Genomic DNA, 6,222 nt, shown 5'->3' with positions numbered 1-6,222 from the left:
TACCTTAGCAATACTTAAATCTGAACGCTCAGGAGTAGGAATACTGACATTATCTTCATCATCTTCATCTTGATCTCCATCATCATTATCTGGCATACTATCTGGATCAAATTGATCGCTTGCTGTGATTTCAGCAACGTTTGTATATTCCCCTGGTAAGTCGTTTGGAGCATCTACTTCTACCTCGTAAGTTAAGATAAGTGTTCCTGCTGCTGTGGTTAAAGATAAACCACTCCAACTGATAGTATTATCTGTTAAGATTCCTCCATTACTGATATTAGTGATATTGGTATATCCAGAAGGAACGATATCTTCTACAGCAATACCGGTTGCATCATCTGTTCCGTTATTGGTAATTTCTATACTGAATACTAAAATGTCGCCAACATCAGCTGGTGCACCATTACCATCAGTAAAACTCTTTGCTAATTCCAAATCAGCTTGCGCTGGCTCAATGGTTTCAGTGTCTTCATCATCATCATCCCCACCAGTTGTTGGATCACCATCTCCATCAGCGTTATCTTCATCTACGGTATCATCAGTATTTGGATCACTATCTGGGTCAAACTGATCACTTGCCGTAATTTGTGCACTATTGGTATAACTAATTCCTGCTCCCGGAGCGTTAACAGTAACATCATATGAAACAGTTATTGTTGTCCCGTTAGCTATATTTAAACCACTCCAAGTAATCGATTTATCACCTGCATTAAAAGTTCCGCCATTACTTACGGTACCGGGTACTAAATCATATCCATTTGGAATTACATCAGAGATAGCGACACCGGTTGCATCTACATTAAGAGGGTCAGTATCGTTATTAGTTATTGCAATTTCAAAAGTTATTATATCTCCTACATTAACCGATGTTGGAGTACCTGTTTTGGTAAGTTCTAGATCTGATATGCCTAATATTTCAACAATGACTCTATCAAAAACAGCATTACAAATTCCATTGTCTATGGTCCATTGAAACTCATAGACTCCGATGGACAACCCTGTAACTCCAGAAGTTTCTGAATTAACATTTAAAAAATTGGCTGTTGTTGGTCCAGAAACTTGAGACCAAGTACCCGTAAATGGTACTGCAGAAACAGCATTTAAGTTCACTGGACTGCTGATCGGAACCATTTGATCTGGCCCTGCATCAACCACTGCTGGTTGATCATTAACAATAATTTCAACTGTATCTGTCAAAGTACATCCTCCGCTAACCACTGTCCATTCGAATTCATAAGTACCTACAATTAGATTAGTAATTAAAGAACTCTCAGAATTAGAAGATAAAATAGAAGAAGTGTTGGGTCCGGATAATTGTGTCCAAGTTCCGATTCCATCTGTAACAGGTGAGGCAGCCATAGTAACTTGATCATCACAAATCTCTTGATCTGGACCAGCTTCTGCCTCACTAGGTGGTACATCTGTAAAAGTTATAGAAACGGTATCTACTTTTGGGTCACATAATGAAGGGGAATCAGGAAAACCATTCCCATTTGTTACAGTCCATGTTAATTCATAAGTCCCAACTTCTATATTGGATAATGAAGTTATATGATTATTAGGACTATCGATAGTCGTTTCAGTTGGCAAACCACCAGGTGCATCTGTAATTGTCCAAGTACCAATACTAGTACCTGTAGGTTCTGTAGCATCAGTTACAAAATCTAGTTGACATGCATTGGGTTGAGGAGTTCCTGCTATAGCATCACTTGGAGGTTCAAAAGCATTAATTCTAACTACATCAGTTAATTTGATACATGCTCCTCTGGTATAAGTCCATTCTAATATATATAAACCAGGGTTTGTTAAGGTCAAAACCGCGTTAGGCAAGGTATCATCATCAAAACTTGCTCCGCTGCCGCCAACAGGAAATACGACTTCCCATTGTCCTGAAACTGCGGGAGCTGGTATCCCAGAAGGATCTGATCCATTTAATTGTACTTCGTTAACTGGGGCATCATCCAAACATTTTACTTGATCAGGTCCTGCATCAGGTTCTGGTGGAGATGCTATCGATCCAATGGTAACCGTATCCACTCCAGGATCACAAGTAGCGGGGGTTCCATCATTAAAGGTTACATCATCTGGTTCGTATTGAAAAACATATTCTGTACCAGGTGTGATTTCGGCATTCGCGGTATTAGGTCCTGTAGTGGTAATTGTGGCATTTGTTCCAGTTGTTGAAACTTGCGTCCAAGTACCTGAAGAACCTCGTGTTCCCTCTAATAATGCACTAGTGGACTGACAAAATTGTTGATCATCTCCAGCATTCGCTGGGGCGGAAACTTCAATTTCTACAGTATCCGAAGAAGTAGGGCAAGTAGCACTACCATAAATGTTCCATTGAAAAACATAGGTCCCAGTTACTAGTTCTTCAACATCGGTATTAGGATTATTGATGTTTACGATATCAGGAGAGTTCGGAGCTCCTGATAACAGAGTCCAATACCCATTTTCTGTGGTTGTATCAAAAGCATTTGCATTTAATGTAACCGTAGTATCTGTTCCAATAACTGAATTACAAACATTCTGATCTGGTCCTGCATTTGCGACCGTCGTTGGGATTCCAACGACAACAGTAACTTGGTCTGTGGCATCTCCACACACTTCTCCAGAAACCGTCCAATCAAAAACATAGGTTCCAGAAAATGAAAAAGTTACATTACTTGTTGGACTAGTGTTGTCTGTGAAAGTAAATCCGGCAGGTCCGCTATTGATCGTCCATAATCCTGTTGCACCGGCAGGTAGTGGATCTGCATCCATGGTAAAACTAGTTTCACAACCATTTTTATCTGTTCCTGCATTGGCTGCAATGCCTCCAATAATACTAATCTCTACATCCGCAGATACCGGCTGGCATCCTGGTTCGGTTACCGTCCAAGTTAATTCATAAACTCCGTCTCCGGGAAAATTGGCCGTTGCATTATTTTGAAATTCGTCTGGAGAAAAAGAAACTCCTGCAACTGAGCTTGTCCATTCTCCGGTTTCTGTTCCTGAAAGTGCACTACCATTTAGTGGAAAAGTAGAAGTTCCAGATGGTAAACATTGATCTGTTCCAGCGGATACATTTTGAGGCCCTAAAGTATTATTTGTAGTAATATCTACAGTATCAGAACTAGGTGAAGGACAAACACCACCAGCACCTGGGGCCAGTAAATCTATTGTCCAGGTAAATGTATAGGTTTGATTTGCTAAAGTCATATTAGAAACTATAGCATCAGGGGCGTTAGCGTCTGAAAAAGTAGGACCAACTGGACTTACGGTCCAAGTACCTATTTGACCGGGTCCTGGCGTATTTGCATTTAATTGAAAATTTGTATCCAAACATGCAATCTGGTCCGGTGTTGCAATAACTGCTGTGTTAATTGTATTAGGAGAAACAAATACGGATAAATCATCAGGAGGAACTTGACAACCATCAGAAGGTCCACCAGTAACATCATATCTAAAAATGTACTCTCCCGATACAGTCATATTTGATAAATTAACGGTTTGAGCAAAAGGATCGTCTATAGTTGCGGTTGCCGGACCACTAATTTGAGTCCAAGTAGAAGTACCAACAACAATCGCATTACCGGTTAGTGTTGTGGTTGAAGAGGAACAGTCTAATGTTACATCTCCCCCTGCACTTGGTGTAGTAGGGGATCTGGTAATCGATATGTTGATCGTAGAACTTGCATCAGAACAATTAATTAGTAATTCACCGGTCTGATTTCTTCTGAATTCGACCGTATAAGTTCCATTTGGTAATTCTGCCAATCCTGTCAATCCAAATTGAGCTACAAAATCCAACGTAAAACTATCTCCCGATCCTCCCGGGAGACTGAAATCTTGATAAGGAGTTGGGTAACCAACTTGTGCAGGCATGTTAATGTTATCAACTGGACCACTAATGATACTGTATTGAAATTGATTTCCTGCACTAAAGGTTATCGGAATATCTATTTGAAACTCATTACATGCTCCAAGGATATCGTTTCCACCATTAGCCTCGATCATTGGGCCCGGATCAGCATAACTCACTGTGACTGTTAGCTGCGAATTACAAGCATCTCCTGCTCCTACCGAAGTTTCTGTATCAGGATTAGTAACCGTGTAGGTAAATGTATAAGGATCATTAGTATCATCTAATCCAGAAACAAAGGTAGTTGGACTCGTTGGATCAGAAAAAACAATATTTGTATCATCACCGCTATACTCCCATAACACCTCTTCACCACTAAAAGTAGGCTCATCACCAACCAGTGTTACTTGATCAATAGAGGTGTCGCAAAAAATGATATTATTATCATCAGATTCTGCATCGGTTATATCTTGGGTAGCAGCAGGGACTGTTATGGTTACTGTGTCAGTACCAGTTACACAAGGACCGCTTACGGACCAACGGAATACATAAGTTCCTTCAATTAAAGAAGAAACATTTGTATTATTATTAGTAGCATCGGCAAAAGAAGGAGCACTAGGCCCACTAACAAACGACCAGTTTCCATTTTGTCCCCCTAGACCACAACCTCCAAACGAAGCTGATAAATTTGTATTCTGTGTAGAGGTATAACATTGATCTAAGGTTTGATCGGCGCCTGCATCAACACTGGTTACTCCACCATAATTGGTAACTGTAATTTCGTCAAACGAGACACAATCTAGATTCGTTCCCAATGCATCTTCGTTGGTTAGTGTATATCGTATGATTGATGTTCCGCAACTAGTTTCTGGCAAGGTAAGAGACGTGGTTGCTTGATTAGTAACACTAAAAATTATTCCGGCTGAATTACCACCTTCTATAGTCCATTCTATAGTTTCTCCATTTTGTGGAGGGCTACCATTCAAAATGATAATTCCACCTCCGGGGCAAGATTCTAAGTTACCGCCACTTATAGAAGCTTCGGTTATAGGTTGTACCGTAACCTCCATTTCATCTTGGTTATCTACCCCATCTCCACAATTTCCAACTAAGGTAAATCGATAAATGTTTCCACCTGAATAACCTGTGATAGTTGTTGTTGTAGAAGTTGGGTTGTCTATAATTACAGATGGACCTCCTGTTTGTATCCAAGAAGAACCGGAACTTGGCCCTGATATAGAACCTGTAAGTGTTAGTACATCCGTCTCACAAATTAATTGATCAGCTCCTGCATTGGGCGAACAGTTTTGCGAATAAATATTAGAGAAAAAAACTAGGCTAAATACCGAAAACAAAAAACTTTTTTTTTTAAAGCTTTTGTTATGATAATAATATAAAAAAGAAACAGGGAAACACGAGTAGTTTTTTATCATGTCGAAATAGTTAGTTAGCGTTATGAATTCAAAAATTCATTATAAATATGCTTTAAATCTTGTATTTCCTCTATATTTTATTAATGAAAAAAATCAGACAAAGCGGACAAAAAACACTTTTTGTCGATTAAGTGCAATTGTAAAATCACTACTTCTAAGTTAGTAGAAAACAAAGTAATTGTAAGGGAAATATCCCTCAAAATAAATACGGTTTCACCTTTTATTCTCATAATAAATTAACAGCCAATTAATTACTTATTTATTTATAGAGTTGCCTGATATCGAAATATCTTAGATTTCACCGATAATCACTAAATAATTTGGCTACTATATTCCTTAACCCTTTATATCTGAGGTAACTTTCATTTTTTCTAAAAAGAAGTAATGTTATGCACAAAATCAACCATACCATACTTATTGATGATAATAAAACAACTAATTTTTTAAATCGCTATTTAATGCTTAAATCAAAGCGTTTTAAAAAAATTGAAGCTTTCGTAAGTGGTATATCCGTATTGGAGCGTTTTGCCGTTGATCCAACATTCCAACCAGATGTAATTTTTTTGGATATTGATATGCCCGATATTAGCGGTTGGGAATTTCTGGACGCATTTGAGGAATTATATGCTAATAGAATAAATACAAAAACATTCATCTTATCGTCAGCAATTAATAAAGAATATTTACAAGGTTTTTCTCCTAAAAATTTAGTTTCAGAATATTTAATAAAACCTTTAAATCTAAAAATCATTGAAGCTTTATTTTATAAATATTATAGTTGAATTAAAGATTAATAAATTGAAAATGATCTTTTTCTTAGTTTAGTTCAGAAATTATGTTTAGCACTACAATCACATTTTATTATAGAGTAGTTGGCAGTACCCATCTGCACTCTTGCCTAGAGGTTACAAAAAAAACATACTTCAATTAAAAACACGAACACTC

The 6,222-nt window shown here is 37.9% G+C and carries 2 protein-coding genes; one reads left to right on the top strand and one right to left on the bottom strand.

Annotated features, from left to right (window positions below; all coding sequences use genetic code 11):
* A partial coding sequence (locus DZ60_RS0104665) for a DUF11 domain-containing protein (RefSeq protein ID WP_025740880.1) occupies positions 1-5,199 on the bottom strand: 5,199 nt, incomplete at its 3' end.
* Between the two features lie 467 nt (positions 5,200-5,666).
* On the opposite strand from DZ60_RS0104665, the gene DZ60_RS0104660 reads away from it, so the two are divergent.
* The gene (locus DZ60_RS0104660; protein WP_025740879.1) at positions 5,667-6,059 is read left to right on the top strand and encodes a response regulator; all 393 of its coding nucleotides are present in this window, start codon (positions 5,667-5,669) and stop codon (positions 6,057-6,059) included.
* Positions 6,060-6,222 lie beyond the last annotated feature (163 nt).

Origin of the sequence: Aquimarina pacifica (genome assembly GCF_000520955.1) — a bacterium.
GTDB classification, from domain to species: domain Bacteria; phylum Bacteroidota; class Bacteroidia; order Flavobacteriales; family Flavobacteriaceae; genus Aquimarina; species Aquimarina pacifica.
This window is presented reverse-complemented; position numbering and strand designations above follow the sequence as displayed.

Bases quoted from the DNA above. Each gene is read 5' to 3' on its own strand.
- DZ60_RS0104660 (WP_025740879.1), top strand. From the start codon at position 5,667: ATGCACAAAATCAACCATACCATACTTATTGATGATAATAAAACAACT.